At 69.7% G+C, this 16,516-nt stretch carries 11 protein-coding genes; all 11 read left to right on the top strand.

From position 1 onward, the window contains the following. Positions 1 to 3 precede the first annotated feature (3 nt). Positions 4 to 483: a hypothetical protein gene (locus ACFQZV_RS00090; protein ID WP_378753832.1), complete on the top strand. Its 480-nt coding sequence runs from the start codon at positions 4 to 6 to the stop codon at positions 481 to 483. Between the two features lie 74 nt (positions 484 to 557). Further along, positions 558 to 1,211 (top strand): spermidine/putrescine ABC transporter substrate-binding protein, encoded by a 654-nt coding sequence (locus ACFQZV_RS00085; protein WP_378753830.1) that lies wholly within the window; start codon positions 558 to 560, stop codon positions 1,209 to 1,211. Positions 1,212 to 1,333: 122 nt separating this feature from the next. Then, positions 1,334 to 2,473 (top strand): serine/threonine-protein kinase, encoded by a 1,140-nt coding sequence (locus ACFQZV_RS00080; RefSeq protein ID WP_378753828.1) that lies wholly within the window; start codon positions 1,334 to 1,336, stop codon positions 2,471 to 2,473. Further along, positions 2,473 to 8,418: an Ig-like domain-containing protein gene (locus ACFQZV_RS00075; protein ID WP_378753826.1), complete on the top strand. Its 5,946-nt coding sequence runs from the start codon at positions 2,473 to 2,475 to the stop codon at positions 8,416 to 8,418. Before ACFQZV_RS00080 ends, ACFQZV_RS00075 begins: the two co-directional genes overlap by 1 nt. 19 nt (positions 8,419 to 8,437) lie before the next feature. Beyond that, a complete protein-coding gene (locus tag ACFQZV_RS00070) occupies positions 8,438 to 9,403 on the top strand; it encodes an AAA family ATPase (RefSeq protein WP_378753824.1) in 966 nt (321 codons plus the stop codon). A 17-nt stretch (positions 9,404 to 9,420) separates the two neighbouring features. Further along, positions 9,421 to 10,770, top strand: a complete 1,350-nt coding sequence (locus tag ACFQZV_RS00065) for a DUF58 domain-containing protein (protein WP_378753822.1) — start codon at positions 9,421 to 9,423, stop codon at positions 10,768 to 10,770. Further along, positions 10,767 to 13,262: a transglutaminase domain-containing protein gene (locus ACFQZV_RS00060; RefSeq protein WP_378753820.1), complete on the top strand. Its 2,496-nt coding sequence runs from the start codon at positions 10,767 to 10,769 to the stop codon at positions 13,260 to 13,262. Before ACFQZV_RS00065 ends, ACFQZV_RS00060 begins: the two co-directional genes overlap by 4 nt. Continuing rightward, entirely contained in the window at positions 13,259 to 14,716 is a 1,458-nt protein-coding gene (locus tag ACFQZV_RS00055) for a DUF5684 domain-containing protein (protein ID WP_378783211.1), read from the top strand. The genes ACFQZV_RS00060 and ACFQZV_RS00055 overlap by 4 nt, the downstream gene beginning before the upstream one ends. Continuing rightward, positions 14,713 to 15,261: a hypothetical protein gene (locus ACFQZV_RS00050; RefSeq protein WP_378752239.1), complete on the top strand. Its 549-nt coding sequence runs from the start codon at positions 14,713 to 14,715 to the stop codon at positions 15,259 to 15,261. Before ACFQZV_RS00055 ends, ACFQZV_RS00050 begins: the two co-directional genes overlap by 4 nt. 318 nt (positions 15,262 to 15,579) lie before the next feature. Next, positions 15,580 to 15,948: a 30S ribosomal protein S12 gene (rpsL, locus tag ACFQZV_RS00045; protein WP_013584051.1), complete on the top strand. Its 369-nt coding sequence runs from the start codon at positions 15,580 to 15,582 to the stop codon at positions 15,946 to 15,948. A 5-nt stretch (positions 15,949 to 15,953) separates the two neighbouring features. After that, positions 15,954 to 16,424: a 30S ribosomal protein S7 gene (gene rpsG / locus ACFQZV_RS00040; protein WP_322598869.1), complete on the top strand. Its 471-nt coding sequence runs from the start codon at positions 15,954 to 15,956 to the stop codon at positions 16,422 to 16,424. Positions 16,425 to 16,516: the final 92 nt, after the last annotated feature.

Below are 16,516 nucleotides of genomic sequence, written 5' to 3'. Positions count from 1 at the left end.
GCGGTGACCCCGCACGACGGTGAGCCCCAGCCCGGAGTCGGGCCGGGGCTCACCGTTCTTTTCGCCACGACGGGATTCTTCGCTCTCTTCATTTTGGGGCTGGGCGTGGTCACACTCGCGACCGAGACCGATGTGGTCACCGCTCCCGGGCTCGGGCAGGTTCCCGGTGTCTTCGCCTCTCTGAGCGCGACCGGCGTTTTCGCGCTTGCTCTCGCAACGGTGGTCCGCTCCGTGCGCCCGCATGCGGTCAATGCGCTGTGGATCGGGCTGGCCGTGGGGCTCGCCTACATCGGCGGCCTGTGGGTGGGTGCCGTGTTCACGGGTGCCTCGTTGGGCACCGCCACCGGTGTTGCGGCGCGGATCGCGACCGGATGGTTCGGTGTCGCCGTCGTCGCGGCCGCCGTCGTCGCCGCCGGGGGAGGGATCGCGCTCGCCCGCACGCGTCGGCGAAGGCCGCGATGGCCATGGGAGCGCAACGAGTAGGTGTGGCGCCCGATTCCCACGCCACAAGCGTGGAACATCCGAGAATCCCGCGGACGACGGTCTACCGTGGATGTGTGGAGCGATCGCTCGAGACGCAGGTCAGCCAGGCGGTGGACGCCTGGCTCGCGTGGTTGCCACGTTGGCAACCCGCGACGCATCGCGGACGTGTCGCGCCGTGCCGTCGCTGCTTCGGGTCTCCGATCCTGTCCGCCGCGGGTCTCGGCTCGGATGTGCCGCACGGCGTTCAACACGGATTGTCCATCCGCATGAAGTCGATCGTCGACCACGCCGTTGCCGACTACACCGCACGAAACCTGCCGACCCTCCAAGCCGAACTCGATCAGCAGGCCGCCCGCAACCGTGCGCGGAGCTACCGCCCCGCCGAGGGGCTCTCGCCCGAGTTCGAGGGGATGCCGCTGGATCCTGAGCCGACGCCCGGCGCGCCGTTCCTTTTCACGATCGCCGGCATGGCGGAAGAGTCCGACGCCGGTGTACCCGCACTTCCACCACTCACCGAGGAAGCCAAGGCGGCGTTGCGTCAGGAGGTCGGTCTCGCCGACGACTTCGCCAACATGGTCGGACGTGAGTTGTGCACGCTGCTGCTGCGCCACCGCTTGCGGATTCAGGAAGCTGTCGCCGTCCACGTGGAGCCGCAGATCGCGGCGATGCTCGATGAGCTGACGCAATCGCTGGATTCTCCGTTCGACCCCCACGACCCGACACCATGACGCCCTGAGGGCGCGGTTGTCCACGGGGTCAGATCGCACCCAGCCCCGCTTTGTTAGCATTAGCCGATTTCCGCGCGGCGACGCGCGCCGCCGGCACGGCGGATGACCCGGGGGAGGTGACGGTGGCCACTCGCCTGCCATCCGCGCCGCCCATCCTCCCGGGGCTGGCGTACATCCGCCCTCTCGGGTCGGGGGGATTCGCCGACGTCTTCCTGTATGAGCAGGACATGCCGCGCCGAGATGTGGCGGTGAAGGTGCTTCCCAGCGACGTCCGCGACCCCGAGCTGCGGCGGATGTTCAACGCCGAGGCCGACGTGCTCGCCCGACTGTCGGCGCATCCCGCGATCGTGACCGTCTATCAGGCGGGGATCTCTGCCGATGGGCGGCCCTACATCGTGATGGAGTACTGCCCGGGATCGCTCGCGCGTCGCTACCGGGTCGAACGCATCCCCGTCGACGAAGTATTGGTGACGGGCGTCCGGATGGCGGGCGCACTCGAATCGGCCCACCAGGCGGGCGTCGTCCATCGAGACGTCAAACCGAGCAACATCCTCATCACCACATTCGGCACCCCGGTTCTCGCCGACTTCGGAATCTCGTCGTCGCTCATGCGTGAGACCGCCGACGAGATGCTGGCGATGTCGATTCCGTGGAGCGCGCCCGAGGTCGTCGCCGAGCAGACGGCCGGGACCGTCGCCAGCGAGGTCTGGAGTCTCGGGGCGACCGTGTACTCGTTGCTGGCAGGTCACAGTCCGTTCGAGCGGCGCGAGCGCGGGCAGAACACGAAGGAATTGCTCCGCCGCCGCATCGCCCGCGCCCGTTACGCCGACATCACCCGCGCCGACGTCCCGGCGGCGCTGCAGGCGGCACTCGCCCGATCGATGGCGCGCGATCCGAACGAACGGTATGCCAGCGCGCGCGAGTTCGCCGAGGCGTTGCGCCGCGTACAAGTCGACCTCGGCACGTCGCCGACGCCGCTGGAGGTGCCCGCACGGGAGTGGGATGTCGCCGCGAGACCCCTCGATCTGGCGGACAGTGAGCTTCGTGGTCCGACCCGCTCGAGCGTCGACTCCGTTCCTCGTCGCGCCAAGCTCGTCGACCCCGACATCACGGGATTGGCACGCGACGAGGACACGGCGTGGGAAGTCCCGAGCACGGTGACCACCGCTCGCCCGCGGGTCGTTCTCGCGGTGGCGATCGGAACGGTCGCCGCCGCGGTGGCGGGACTGGTGTCGGTGTTCCTTCTGACGGGTGGATTCTGATGCGCCGGCGCACGCTCGCCGGCCTTGTCGCCGCGTCGGGTGCGGTGGCCCTCATCACCACGATCAGCATCGTGTGGCCCGGACTCGACGCACAAGAGACGCCTCCGGTCGACGAAGCGGTGTGGGCGTTGCGGACCGGCGACGGCCGCCAATACGCACGCGTGAACACCGCGGTCGGTGAACTCGACACGGTGCGCAGCGTCAGCAACCCGGACCGGGTCGTCCACACGGAGGATGCCGCGTACATCTTCAGCGACAGCCTGAGCACCCTTACCCGCATCGACGAGGCGCAACCCGAAGACCTGGACGAGGAGGTGCTCTCCCGATCGACATCCACTCCTGCCGGAACGGTCGAGGTCGTCACGGCGGGCGATTTCGTCGGTTATCGAACGGACGTGGGTGGCGTCTTCGCGGGGCGCCTGTCGGGTGACGCCCCGATACAGGTCGACCCCGATGCCGCCGACGAGGATGCTCCCGCATATGAGGCGGACGCGATCGCGGTCGATGATCGTGGCATCCTCTTCGCGTACTCGGAGGACGACGCGGCAGTGCTGCGCTACGACGTCGCGACGTCCACCGTCGTCGCGAGGGATGCCGTCGCGGTCGACGGCATGACCCCCGACGCGATCACCGCTGCCGGCGACACCTGGGTGCTCGTCGACAGCGGCGCCGGCACCATGCTGCGGCGAGGTGATGACGCGACGCAGCCGATCCCCGACGTCGGCGCGGTGCGCGCCGGCGAGGCGGATGCCGGTGGGGACGCCGTCTACCTCGCGGGGCCCGGCGGGCTGGTGCGCGTGCCGGCGGACGGATCGCCGAGTGAAGTCCAGTTCAGCGTCGGCACCTCGACACTCGGGGCCCCCGCCCGCCCGATCGTCGCCGACGGCGTCGTGTATGCGGCGTGGGTGGGCCTCGGCGACAGTGGCGGCTGGCTGTGGAGTTCCGAAGATCCGCCGGTGACCCTCGACTACGGCGGATCCGAGCTGGGAGACCAACGTCGGCCGACATTCGTCGAGGGTCACGGGACGGTCGTGCTCAACGAATCGCGGTCGGGATGGGTCTGGGAGGTGCCGGACGGCACGCTGGTGGCATCGAGCCAGGACTGGTCCCTCGATGACCGCGTCGAGTCCGAGGCGATCCCCAGCGACGAACAACTGGAGGTCATGCTCGATCCGAAGCCACCTGTCGCGGAACCAGACGTGTTCGGCGTTCGCGCGGGTGCCTTGACCACACTGGCTCCTCTGCTCAACGACCACGACCCGAACGAGGACGTGCTGATGATCGATCCGGCGTCGATCACGGGCCTGGATCCGGAGTTCGGGACGGTCGCCATCACGGACCATGGCCAACGCCTTGCCCTTCGTGTTGCCCCGGGTGTCACCGGATCTGCGACCTTCTCCTATGCCGTCACCGACGGCACCTCCTCCGCCGGCCTTCGGTCGCCTCCCGCAACAGTCACCGTCACCGTCGTTCCCGACGAGCAGAATGCGGCACCGCAGTGGTGCGCGACCGAAGGGTGTCTCGTCGAGTGGCCTCGGCCGGAGGTCGCGCGCGGTGGCACGGTGACGGTCCCCATCCTGCAGGGGTGGGTCGACCCCGAGGGCGACCCGTTGCTCTTGGAATCCATCGAGAACCTGTCCGGAGAGGGGAGCGTCGCCGCGACGCCCGCCGGGGAGGTCGTGTTCCAGCACGATGACGACGGATCCGGCGCCGAGCAGGTGGTGGAGCTCGTGGCGAGCGTGGCCGACACGAAGGGGGCGACGACGACGCGCTCGCTCGTGATCCGTGTCACGGCCCAGCCCGCGGTCGAAATGGAATCGTTCGCCGTCGTCGACGTGCTCGGCGCGGGAATCACCGTCGACGTCGCCGATCACGTCACGGGCACTCTCGGGCGACTGATCGTCGACTCGGTGCGTGTCCTCGACGACGCCGCCGCCACCGCCACCGTCGTCGCGGGGACCACGGCGTTCGATTTCTCGCCCGCCGAGGCGGGGGAGTTCCGCGTCGATGTGACCGTCACCGACGGTGAATCCGAGGCGACGGGAACGGTGCGGATCACCGTCCTGCCGGCCGATGCTCCAGCCGAGCTGGCGACGTCGCCTGTGGTCGCGTTCGTCCATCCTCAGGAGGATGCGACGATCGACGTGCTGTCCGCCGTGTCCAACCCGACGCGGCGTGTTCTCCTCCTCAGCGACGTACGACCCACCGCCGCGGCGGGCGCATCGCTCTCCGTCGACGCGGTCGCGCAGAACCATCTGAGGGTCTCGGGATCCACCCCTGACGGCGCTCCCGGTCCCCTCGGCACCGTCCGCTACACGGTCAGCGACGGAAGCGAGGATGCCGGAGCCGCCGTCCAAGGCGAAGCGACGGTGTACCTGTTGCCGCCGGCGCCGGCGCTCGCACCTATCGCGGTCGACGACACGGTGACGGTGCGCGCCGGGGCGCAGGTCGATATCCCCGTGCTCGAGAACGATGTCGCCCCGGCGGGTGGTCGGCCGCTGCTCGACCCGTCGCTCGTATCCTCATCCACACCCGACGCGTTGGCCTTCGCCGCCGACGACGTCGTCCGCTATCTCGCCCCCGACGAGCCGGGCGACTACGAGATCGGTTACGGAATCTTCGCCACCGGGTCGCCGGCGCTCGCCGACACCGCGACCGTGCGGGTGCGCGTGCTCGACGACGAAGAGAACCGCGCCCCTGTCCCCGAGACCCTCGAGGGACGAGTGCTCAGCGGTCAGACCACCGTGATCGATGTCGACGGCTTCGGCCGGGATCCCGACGGGGATGTTGTGACCCTCGATCGCATCGTCACGCAACCCGAACGCGGCGCGGCGACGCTGTCCGCCGATGGCGCTTCTATCGTCTATACGAGTGTTCCGGGCGATCGCGGCCAGGTGTCGTTCACGTACCGGCTCATCGACCAGTTCGGCGACGAAGGCGAGGGACTGGTGCGGGTCGGTGTGCTCGATGCCGAGTCGAATCCGAGCCCGGTGACCTACACGGACTACGTCCATGTCCAGCTCGGCGCCGACAACACGATCCGCGTTGCCCCGCTCGCCAATGACGTCGATCCGGTGGGTGGGGAGCTGCAGCTGCGCGAGGTCCGTCCCGACGTCGCCGCGACGCTGGACGACGGACAACCCAATCCCGAGTACGAACGGCTCGCCGACCGCATCCTGTTCAGCGACGACAACGAGGTCGAGTTCGCCGCCGGAGCGGACGCGCGCACGATGGCCTTCCTCTACGATCTCGAATCCTCGTCGGGCAACACCGCGCGGGGGCGCATCGTGGTGAAGGTCGTCCGCGAGAACGTCCCCGACTATCCGGTCGTCGCCGACACGATTCTGACTGCAGAGACACGCGAGGACTTCCCCGACGGCGTCGACGTGCTCAGCGGAAAGGTCGCCTGGTCGGGCGGCGACGTCGACTCGCTCGACCTGCGATTGTGGGGTCTGCAACGCGGCGTCGAGGTCGACGGGTGGACGGTCAGCGGAGCGCTCGGAGCAGACAGTCGTATCGTTCCGCTCGAGGTGTCGGGAACGGGATCCTCGGGCGAGGTCACCACATATGCCTTCTTGCGCATACCCGGTGAAGACGACATCACCCTCGCGCTTCGCCGGGCGGCTTCGGCGCCCGAGGTGACGGAACTTGAATCGGTCACGTTCGACATGATCGACCTCGTCGCGGTGCCACGGGGCGCGACACTGCTCGTCGGGGGCGACATCGAGCCGTCGGGCGCGCGTTCCGAGGCGACGTGCGCGCTCGAGACGGACACGACCGTGCGCTACGACGCCGGTTCCGGGGCACCATGGGTCGACTCCTGCCGTGTTCCCGTTCGTCTCGACGGACAGGACGAGTGGACCTACCTGTCCGTTCCCATCGTGGTCCAGGCTCGCGAACCACAGCCCATCTTGCGCGCGGGATCGGTGACGGCCGGGCCCGGCGAGACGATCACCCACGATCTGCGAACGATGACCACATGGCAGCTGCGCGACGACTGGGACGGCCTCGCCTACGACATCGACTACGGCGGTACCTCCTTCGAGGTGAGCCTGGACGGTTCGCTCGTGACCGTGACGGGCGCCGACCGCGCGGTGCCGGGCACCGACGAAGCGGCGACGATCTCGATCACGAGCCACGGCGACGTGGCACCGGTGCGCCTCATTCTGCGCGTCGGCGCCGCGCCGTCGACCCTCCCGCAGGGCGGGGTCGCCGCCCAGCAATGCTCTCAGGCATCGGGCTCGTCGTGCACGGTCACGGTGATCGGCGCGGCTGGTGAGGTCAACCCGTTGCCGCGAACGCCGCTCGAGGTCGTCGATGTGGCGGATGCCGGATCTTGCGTCGGCGTCACCTTCTCGCGCGCGTCCGCCACGACCATCACCGCATCCTGGACGGCAGACGCCCCGGGAGCGACGTGCACAGCTGCTTTCTCGGTGCGTGACGCGCAGGGCAGGATCGCGAACGGCGATCGTCGGGGCAGCCTGTTGCTGGACCTGCAGGGATACCCGAAGGCCCCCGCGTCGCTGACGCAGGTCGGATACGGCGACGGGTCCCTGACACTCGGGGTCGACCCCGGCAACGCCCGCGCCGCGTACCCGGCCCTGACGGAGTTCGTCGTACTGGCGGATGGCGTCGAAGTGGTGCGGTGCGCCGCCGACGGCACGTGTCCTCCGATCGCCTCCGCGAATGGTGAGAAGCGCACCTTCGACGTCTTCGCGGTCAACGCGGTCGGGCGTTCGCAAACGTCGGTGCGCACCGTGGCCTGGGCGTACGACGTGCCCGAAGCCCCGACCGCGGTGACCGCTCAGCCGGTGGTCACGGCAGGACAGGGCGGGGTCGTCTCCCTCGTCATCGAGGGGGTGGATGCGGCCGAGACCGGGACGCTGGAAATCTCGAGTGCGTCGGGGGACACCGTGCGCATTCCCGTGCGGCCCGGACAGACGACGATCGAGGTGCCGTCGTATCGCGTGGGCGCGAACACGCGGTCTCTCATCAGCGTCACACCGTACTCTCGATTCGACGTGCCCTCCGGTCCCTCAGGAAGCCCGACAGGGACCAGCGTGACCGCGTGGGGCAACGGAATCGGAGCCCCGCTGTCGCCGAGTCTCGCGCTCAGCGCCACATCGAACGGAGACGGCACCTCCACGGTCCAGGCCCGCGCATCCGCCCAACTCAACGGTGACGGCTCCGCGCTGCGCTACGGGATCGTCCGCCAGGGACAGACCTGCACGGTGCAGGCGGCGGGAGCGGACGCGACGTTCACCGGCCTGACCGACGGTGAGGTGTACACCTTCACGGTGTGCGTCGAGTCGATCGCCTCGGGAACCTCCTACGGCCGGGCGACGGCCGACGCCGGCGTGCGGGCGGTGCAGTCGGGCCGGGCGCCGACCGGTTACACCTTCGCCGTCGACGCGACGCCCGATGTCTTCGCCGACCGGGCGCAGTGGGTGATCAGGCAGCAGCCGCAGTCGCCCGAGACCCCTCCCAACCGCAACAGTGCAGTCTTCGACCGGTGGCCCTCCGCGGTGATCGGCAGCGACCCCGGCATCACCGTCCGGTACGTCCATGACATCTGGGGCACATCGTCGGCGCCGGCGGCGGTCGTGCCGCGATCGGGCTCCGCCCCCTATGCGTTGGGCGCGACCTGGTCGGTGTCCAGCTGTGTCGGCGATGCCACCCTGAGGACGAGCGGCGGGTCGTCGAACCTGCCCGATGGGACCACCGCCGCCGTGACGTTCGATCCCGCCGGGCTGCGGTACTTCGACGCGAACGGCACGCTCATTCCCCATGACGCGGGAACGTGGACTGTGCCGGCGACCGCCGTGCGGGTCGAGGGCGTCGGCGTTCGGGCAAGCTGGGGCGGTGCGTTCGGCCTTGCCGACGCCACGGCGACCCTCGCTCCGGCGACGTGCACGCCCACGGCCGAGCCCGAAATCCAGCCCTGAGGAACCGAACGAGGACCCGATGACGATCACGCAAGAGCAGGCGACCTGGTTCGCGCAGACCTTCTCCCAACTCGCCGACAACGTCGAGCGCGCGGTTCTGGGCAAGCGGCACGCCGTCGAGGTGGTTCTGACGGCGATGCTCAGCGGTGGGCACGTCCTCCTCGAAGACGTGCCCGGGACGGGAAAGACCTCGTTGGCACGCGCGATGGCACAATCCGTCCAGGGTTCGCACTCCCGTATCCAATTCACCCCGGATCTGCTTCCCGGTGACATCACGGGCATCAGCGTGTACGACCAGAAGCAGGGCGTGTTCGAGTTCCACGCCGGGCCTGTGTTCGCGAACATCGTGCTCGCCGACGAGATCAACCGTGCGTCCCCCAAGACCCAGGCGGCTCTGCTCGAGGTCATGGAGGAAGGGCATGTGACGATCGACGGTGTCACGCGACCGGTGGGCGAACCGTTCCTCGTCTTGGCCACCCAGAATCCGGTCGAGCAGGCGGGCACGTACCGCCTCCCCGAAGCCCAACTCGACCGCTTCATGATGCGCACCTCGTTGGGGTATCCCGACCACGCAGCGACAGTGCGCATCCTCGATGGAGCGGCCGCCCGCATCACCGACCTCGCCCCGGTCGTCACCCCGGATGCGCTCGTCGGCATGACCGATCTGGCGACGAGTGTGTACGTCGACGCGCTCGTGCTGGACTACATCGCCCGGATCGTCGACGCGACGCGCTTCGCCGATGAAGTGCGGCTGGGAGTCAGCATCCGCGGCGCCCTCGCGCTCACTCGGGCCGCTCGCGCCCGCGCAGCATCGCAGGGACGCACCTACGTGACCCCCGACGACGTCAAGGCCCTCGTCGTGCCCGTGCTCTCGCACCGCCTGATCCTCCAGGCCGAGGCCGAGTTCGACGGCGTGACGCAGGAGGCCGTCGTGGGACAAGTACTGCTCGACATCGCGCCGCCCACCCGCCGCGAGGTCGAATGAGCAGGGACGACCCCCGCGTGACCCGGGCGTCCACGACGTCCGGTGCCGACGCGCCCACGGAAGCGACCGCCGTGACGGCGACGTCGGTGGATTCGCGTCGGTACGTCGGGGTCGTCGTGCGGCTCACCCGATTCGCCCGACGCGCAACGGGGCATACGCGAACCGTCGCGTCGTGGCTCGCGCGGACGGTGCGCCCTCCCGGTGCTCTCGTGATCGTGGCGGCGACGCTCGGTCTCCTGCTCGGTATCGCGTTCGGGTGGATCGAGTGGATGGTCGGCGGCGTGGCCGCGCTGCTCCTGCTCGCGGCGAGTGTGCCCTTCTTGTTCGGCTCGCGGTCGTACGACGTCGGATTGTCGCTGTCGCGCGAACGTGTCGTGGCGGGAGAGGACCTCACGGGCGAGGTCGTCGTCCGCAACCATGGCCGCCGTGTCGCGCTTCCGGGTCGCATCGACATCCCCGTCGGACCCGGGCTGGTCGAGTTCGGAGTGCCGCTTCTGCGGCCGGGACACACGGTCTCCCAGCCCTTGGAGATTCCTCGGATGCGCAGGGGCGTCGTCCCCATCGGTCCGGCGACGACCGTCCGAGGTGACCCCGTGGGTCTCCTGCGGCGCGAACACGCGTTCGCCGACGTGCACACCGTGTTCGTGCACCCGCGGACGGTCGACCTGCCGTCCACGAGTGCGGGGTTCGTGCGCGACCTGGAGGGAAGCCCGACGCGACGCATCGTCGATGACGACATGTCGTTCCACGCCATCCGTCCTTACGCGCCGGGGGACAGTCGGCGCCAGGTGCACTGGCGGTCTACCGCGAAGACCGGCACGCTCATGGTGCGACAGTACGAAGAATCGCGTCGCTCTCGCATGGCCGTGGTGTGGAGCGTCGACCCGGCCGAGTATCTGGATGCCGACGAGTTCGAACTCGCCGTCTCGTGTGCGGCGTCGCTGGGACTCCGGGCCGTCCGCGACGCCCGCGATGTCGCGCTCGTGTCCGGCGGGGAGATTCCACGCGCGGTCAAGGGGCGGCGACGCGAGATCCGCCAGCTCCCGGCGCCGTCGCCGCGCGGCATGCTCGACGGCTTCTGCGCGGTGCGGCAGTACGAGCACACGATGCCGATCGTCGATGTCTGCCGCCTGACCGCCGAGACGCGTGAGCGCCTCTCGGTCGCGTTCGTGGTGGTCGGCTCACGCGTGCCCCTGGCGTCGCTTCAGCAAGCGGCGCTGGCGTTCTCGGCGGACACGGCGGTGGTCGCGGTGATCTGCGATGAGCGCGCGCATCCGCGTCTACAGCCGATGTCGGCGCTCACGGTCATGACCGTCGGCACGCTCGGCGATCTCTCCGGCTTGCTCCTGCGCGGGGTGACGGCGTGACGGCGAACGACCGCGCGCCCTCCGCGTGGACGCGCGGTCTTGCTCCTCGCGTCCACGCGGGTTCGACGTTCGCTCTGGTGATCGTGGTCATCGCCGCGGCGGCGGCGTGGCCGATCTACCGCACATCGGCGTTCGTCCTTCTGGTCGCCGTGTCTGTATCACTGGCCACCGTGGTGGCGTTCGCTGCGCGCGCTTTCGCCTGGAGCGGATGGATCGTCTGCGGAGTGCTCACGGGTGTCGTTCTCGTGACGGGCATCCCCCTGGCGGTGCCCTCGCGAATGGGAGACGCGGGAGACCTGCTGCGTGGATGGGGAGAGGTGGCAGCCGGCGTCGTGCTCGGGTGGAAGGACCTCCTCACGGTCGAACTGCCCGTCGGGTCGTACCGCAATCTGCTGGTGCCCGCTCTCATCGTCTTCCTCGTGGGGACGAGCGCGGTACTCCTGCTGTCCTGGCGCGCGGGTCGCCGCGCCTACCTCGCCGTACCGGTCGCGCTGTCGATGGTGTCGTTCGGTCTCGTCTTCGGTCGCGCCGACGTCAGCGCCCCGTGGACGGTCGGGTCGATCACCCTCTATGCCCCGGTCGAGACGGTGTTGGGGATCAGCGGACTGCTCGCGACACTCCTGTGGCTCTCGTGGCGCACACACGACGAACGCGCGCGTGCCCTGCGCCGCGCGGCGGACTCGAGTGGCGTGCGCGTCGCCCGCAGGATCTCACCCACGGATCGGCATCGGGTCATGCTCGGTCTCGCGATGATCGCGGGGTGCGCGCTGGTCGCCGTCGTCGTCGTCCCGTTCGTTGCGAGGGGGATGGACAGGGACGTTCTGCGCAGTGCAGTGGGCCCGCAGATCGATCTCTCCGCACAGGTGAGTCCACTGACCGAACACCGCGGGATGTTCGATGATGCCCGCGCGAGCGAGGTGCTCTTCACGATCTCCGGGGAGGAGTTGCCCGCTCGCGTGCGTCTGGCGACACTGACGGACTACGACGGTGAGGTCTTCCGCACGGGTGAGGGTGCGGGGGCGTTTCTCCGACTACCGTCTGCGATCGACCCCGGCACCGGTCGGACCATCGACGCGCATATCGAAGTATCCGACCTGGGCGGCGTGTGGATGCCCACCGTCGGCCGTCTCCACCGCGTCGAGTTCGACGGACAGCGCGCCGCGGAACTCGCCGACGGTTTCTACTACAGCACGGATGCCGACGCCGGCATACAGATTGCCGGCGGTGGCTTGACCGACGGCGACGCGTATGTCATCCACGCGGTCGAATCCGCCGTTCCCGAGTTGACCACGGTGACCGCACCCGGAGCGGAGGCCATCGAGGACGCCCCTGAGAGCGTCCGTACCTGGATCGAGCGGCACCTCGAGGGAGTCGACGGCACGGCCCTCGATGGCCTGGTCACCCTTCTGCGCGAGCGCGGCTACCTCAGTCATGCCTTGACCGTGCCCGAGACCGACACGCCGGAGTGGGTGCAGGCACTGGACGGGTACGAGTTTCAGCCGAGCGCCTCAGGACACTCGCTCGGGCGGATCGACGCGATGTTCACACGCCTGCTCGAACGCGAGGACGATCCGCGGGCAGCCGCATCCGGAAACTACGTCGCCGCCGTCGGCGACGATGAGCAGTTCGCGGTGGCCGTGGCCGTCATCGCCAGAGAGCTGGGATTTCCCGCGCGTGTCGTCGTCGGCGCGCGGCTCGTCGCCGACGACGACACGCTTGCGGTATGCGACGCGGGTATATGTCGCGCGGGAGACGTGACGGCGTGGACCGAGGTTCTCTCGTCGGACGGGCAATGGATTCCGATCGACGTGACACCGCAGCACACCCGGTCGCCCAGCATGGAGTTCACCGAGCAACGTGACCCGGAGGTGGTCACCGACGTGCGCCCCGATCTCGTCGAAGAAGTCGTCCCCCCGGCCCCCGAGCAACAGGACGCGCTGGTCGACGACGGCGACCAGGCCGGCGGGAGCATCGACCTCACATGGCTGTGGCCGGCCCTACGCGGGACCGCCGCCGGTCTGCTGATTCTGCTCCTCGCGGTGGGGCCGTTCCTGGCCGTCGTCATCGCCAAGGCGCTGCGTCGCCGCGCCCGCCGCGCCGCCACGATGCCCGAGGCGCGCATCGCCGGCGGCTGGGAGGAGTTCCTCGACGCAGCGACGGACGCCGGACACACCCTTCCGCGCGCAGCCACCCGCGAAGAGATCGCGCGGGCCGTGGCCTCGCCGGGTGCACACCACCTCGCCCACGGCGCGGATCGCGCCGTCTTCGCGCATGGCCTCGGCCTCGACGAAGCGGACGCACGCGCCTACTGGGATGCGGTCGAGGCCGAGCGTCGCGCCCTCGTGCCGAAAGATGCGCTGTGGCGGCGAACGGCGACAGCCGTATCGTTGAGATCGATCATCCGCCCGTTGGCCCCCGAGTCGGGGCCTCTGCCGTCGTCGACCGAGAGGGGGAGGCGCAGCGCCCCGCACGAACCGCGCCCCACGACATGACTCCCAACGCTGATGCGAGCGCCGTCGCGCTCGGACTGACGACTCTCCTCGTGATCGTCGCTCTGTACGTGTGGACAGCGATCGCACTCGCTGCGGTGTTCCGCAAGTCCGGCGAGCAAGGCTGGAAAGCCTGGGTGCCGATCTACAACCAGGCCGTGCTCTTCCGGCTCGGGGGATACACTCCGATGCTGCTCCTGCTCTACCTGGCCGTCGGACCGGGTGCGCTCGCCGTGTGGATCGTGCAGATCCTCGCGTGCGCTCGCGTCAACGCGGCGTTCCGCTTCGGGTCGGGCATGACCGTCCTTGCAGCACTCGTCTTTCCGGTGTGGGCGACGATCATCGGCTTCGGGTCGGCGCGGTGGGTCGGCGAGGAGTCAGGACCGCGACGTTCGGGCGATGCACCATCGGTGAACCCGGCGCCCCCGCGGCCCCCTGCACCCTCGGGGGGCTTCGTGCCGCCTCCGCCGGGAGGTTCTGACGGTGCCTTCCATGGGCGTTCCACGCACATCGCCCCGACCGATCCGCTGTACGTGACCTCGCCCGAGGTCGTCGCTCCGCCGGCTCCCGCCCCGGGGAGGCCGACGCCGTTCGCGCCGACGGCTCCGCCCGCGCCCCCTGCGCCCGGAACAGGCGTCGTCGCCGGCGGGCCGCCTCTTCCGCCGCGCGCCGCGCGTGCGGGCTCGCCCATCGATCCGCCCCCCGGAGGCTGGGCGCCCCGAGAGATCGGCGACGAGCCCCCGTCACCCGCGCCCTGGCAGCCGCCGGTGATCATGCCCGAGCCCGCGAGCGAGGCGTTCTCGGAGTCCGCCGAGGTGACGGGCGCCGTGCCGGGCGCCCCTGAGCCGCGTCCGGCGAATCGTGGCGAGTCGTCGGCCGCCCTCCCACCGGTGACCCGCACTCCGCCGACGGTCTCTCGCCGCGAGAGCGGAGAGCCGTGGGCGCCGTCCCGCTCGGCCGTGCCCGAGTCCGAGGCGTTCGCCGAGAGCTCGGGACCGGTCTCGGCCATCGCGGGTGCGCCGGATGCCGGCTCGCCCCGCGCGGCACGGTCGTCCGTGTCGGCGCAGTCCCGCCGGCCGCAGATTCCCGACGACCCGCTAGACCACACCATCGTCGCGCGTCGGCGTCGTACCGACTGGTCGATCGTCACGCCCGAGGGTGACACCATCGCGATCGCATCCGACGTGGTACTGCTCGGCCGCCGGCCCGCCGCCGACCCCGCGCATCCGTCAGCGCAGCTCGTCTCGATCGATGACGGAACGGTGTCCAAGACCCATGCGCGGTTGCACCTGCGCGACGACACGTGGTTCGTCACCGACCTCGGATCGACCAACGGTGTCGTGTTCGCCACCGTGCTCGGCACCGAGGTCGAGGCAACCCCCGGGGTCGAGATCGAGGCGGGTGACCGGTTCCTGCTGGGTGATGCCGAAGTGCGTTTGGTGCGGAGCACGGGGTGAGTGACGTCCCCGACGACGTCACGCGCGTCTCGCGTCGGCGCGGCTTCGACGATGAGACCGAACCGGCGCGACGGGTAAGGACGACACCGGATGCCGTGACGCCCGCGCGTCGTCGCTCGACCGCCATCGGCCCCGTCGACCCGGTGCGGCCGTCGCCGGACGACGACGGCTCGACCGTCGTGGTGCGGCGCGAATCGCGACGGCGGGCCGAGGCCGCTGCGGCCGATGACGGTGTCGTGCTGGCGGACACGGTGCTCACTCGCACGGGTGCCCCGCGTGACATCAGCGACACCCGACCCGCGGCACGCCCGCCCGTCTCTGCACTCTCAGCCGAAACGTACTCGCCGCGCGAGATCCCCGCCCCTCCCGACAGTCGGGAACGGGACGCCGCGCGCGGACATCGACAGGATCCGATCGACACCGCGGCGCTCGAGGCGGAGAGACGCCGTCGGGCGGCCCGCAGACTCGTGGTCGCCGGAGCAGTGGCCGCCGTCGTGGCTGCGGCCGCGCTCGCCGGACTTCTCGCGCTCCTGCTCATCGGCTGACCGGGTCGCACGCGTTTGCCGACCCCCGGCATCCCGCGTATCATGGACCGGGTGTGCGTTCCTGCGCGCCGTCCGCCGTGCCTCGGTGCGAAGGATGGAGCGTCGGCGCCCACATCTCAGGGATCGACCTGCGAACAGGTCACCCCCACGGCATATCCACCACACACGCACCGGATCACTCCGGCGCACGGTGGATGAATGTGAGCCCGCGGCTCCGGATCGACGAGATTCCACAGCGGCGGGGGAGACACGAACGCTGTCACCGTGCAGCACCTGTGCACGCCCGCGAGGGCACGCACAGCATGACAAGGAGAGAACGTGCCAACCATTCAGCAGTTGGTTCGCAAGGGGCGGTCGCCGAAGGTCTCGAAGACCAAGGCACCCGCGCTGAAGTCGAACCCGCAGCAGGCGGGGGTCTGCACCCGCGTCTACACGACCACGCCCAAGAAGCCCAACTCGGCGATGCGCAAGGTCGCCCGTGTCAAGCTCCGCAACGGCACCGAGGTCACCGCGTACATCCCCGGTGAAGGTCACAACCTTCAGGAGCACTCGCTCGTGCTCGTCCGTGGTGGTCGTGTGAAGGACCTTCCGGGTGTCCGTTACAAGATCGTCCGTGGTGCCCTGGACACCCAGGCCGTCAAGAACCGTAAGCAGGCGCGCAGCCGCTACGGCGCGAAGAAGGGTTGAGTTAGATGCCTCGCAAGGGACCCGCCCCGAAGCGCCCCGTCGTCAACGACCCGGTCTACGGCGCACCCATCGTCACGCAGCTCGTGAACAAGATCCTCGTCGACGGCAAGAAGTCGCTCGCCGAGTCGATCGTCTACGGCGCCCTTCGCGGCGTCGAGACGAAGAACGGCCAGGACGCCGTCGCGACGCTCAAGAAGGCACTCGACAACGTGCGTCCCACTCTTGAGGTCAAGTCGCGCCGCGTCGGTGGTTCGACCTACCAGGTGCCGGTCGAGGTCAAGCCGCACCGCGCCAACACGCTCGCTCTCCGCTGGCTCGTGAGCTACGCGAAGGGTCGCCGTGAGAAGACGATGACCGAGCGCCTCCAGAACGAGATCCTGGACGCCTCGAACGGCCTCGGTGCCGCGGTCAAGCGCCGTGAGGACACCCACAAGATGGCCGAGTCGAACCGCGCGTTCGCCCACTACCGCTGGTAATCAGCGATCCGCTTCGCGTGGTCCGCGCGGCGGCCGGAGACCCCGGTCACCGCGCGGACGGCGGGAAGACACGAACTCCCCTCCACACGTAA

Origin of the sequence: Microbacterium koreense (genome assembly GCF_042677105.1) — a bacterium.
GTDB classification, from domain to species: Bacteria; Actinomycetota; Actinomycetes; order Actinomycetales; family Microbacteriaceae; genus Microbacterium; species Microbacterium koreense.
Note: the sequence above shows the minus strand (reverse complement) of the source record. Positions and strands in the feature narration are given on the sequence as shown.

Excerpts from the sequence above, each read along its gene's own strand:
- ACFQZV_RS00075 (WP_378753826.1), top strand. The coding sequence starts at position 2,473 with ATGCGCCGGCGCACGCTCGCCGGCCTTGTCGCCGCGTCGGGTGCGGTG.
- ACFQZV_RS00070 (WP_378753824.1), top strand. The coding sequence starts at position 8,438 with ATGACGATCACGCAAGAGCAGGCGACCTGGTTCGCGCAGACCTTCTCC.
- ACFQZV_RS00055 (WP_378783211.1), top strand. The coding sequence starts at position 13,259 with ATGACTCCCAACGCTGATGCGAGCGCCGTCGCGCTCGGACTGACGACT.
- rpsG (WP_322598869.1), top strand. The coding sequence starts at position 15,954 with ATGCCTCGCAAGGGACCCGCCCCGAAGCGCCCCGTCGTCAACGACCCG.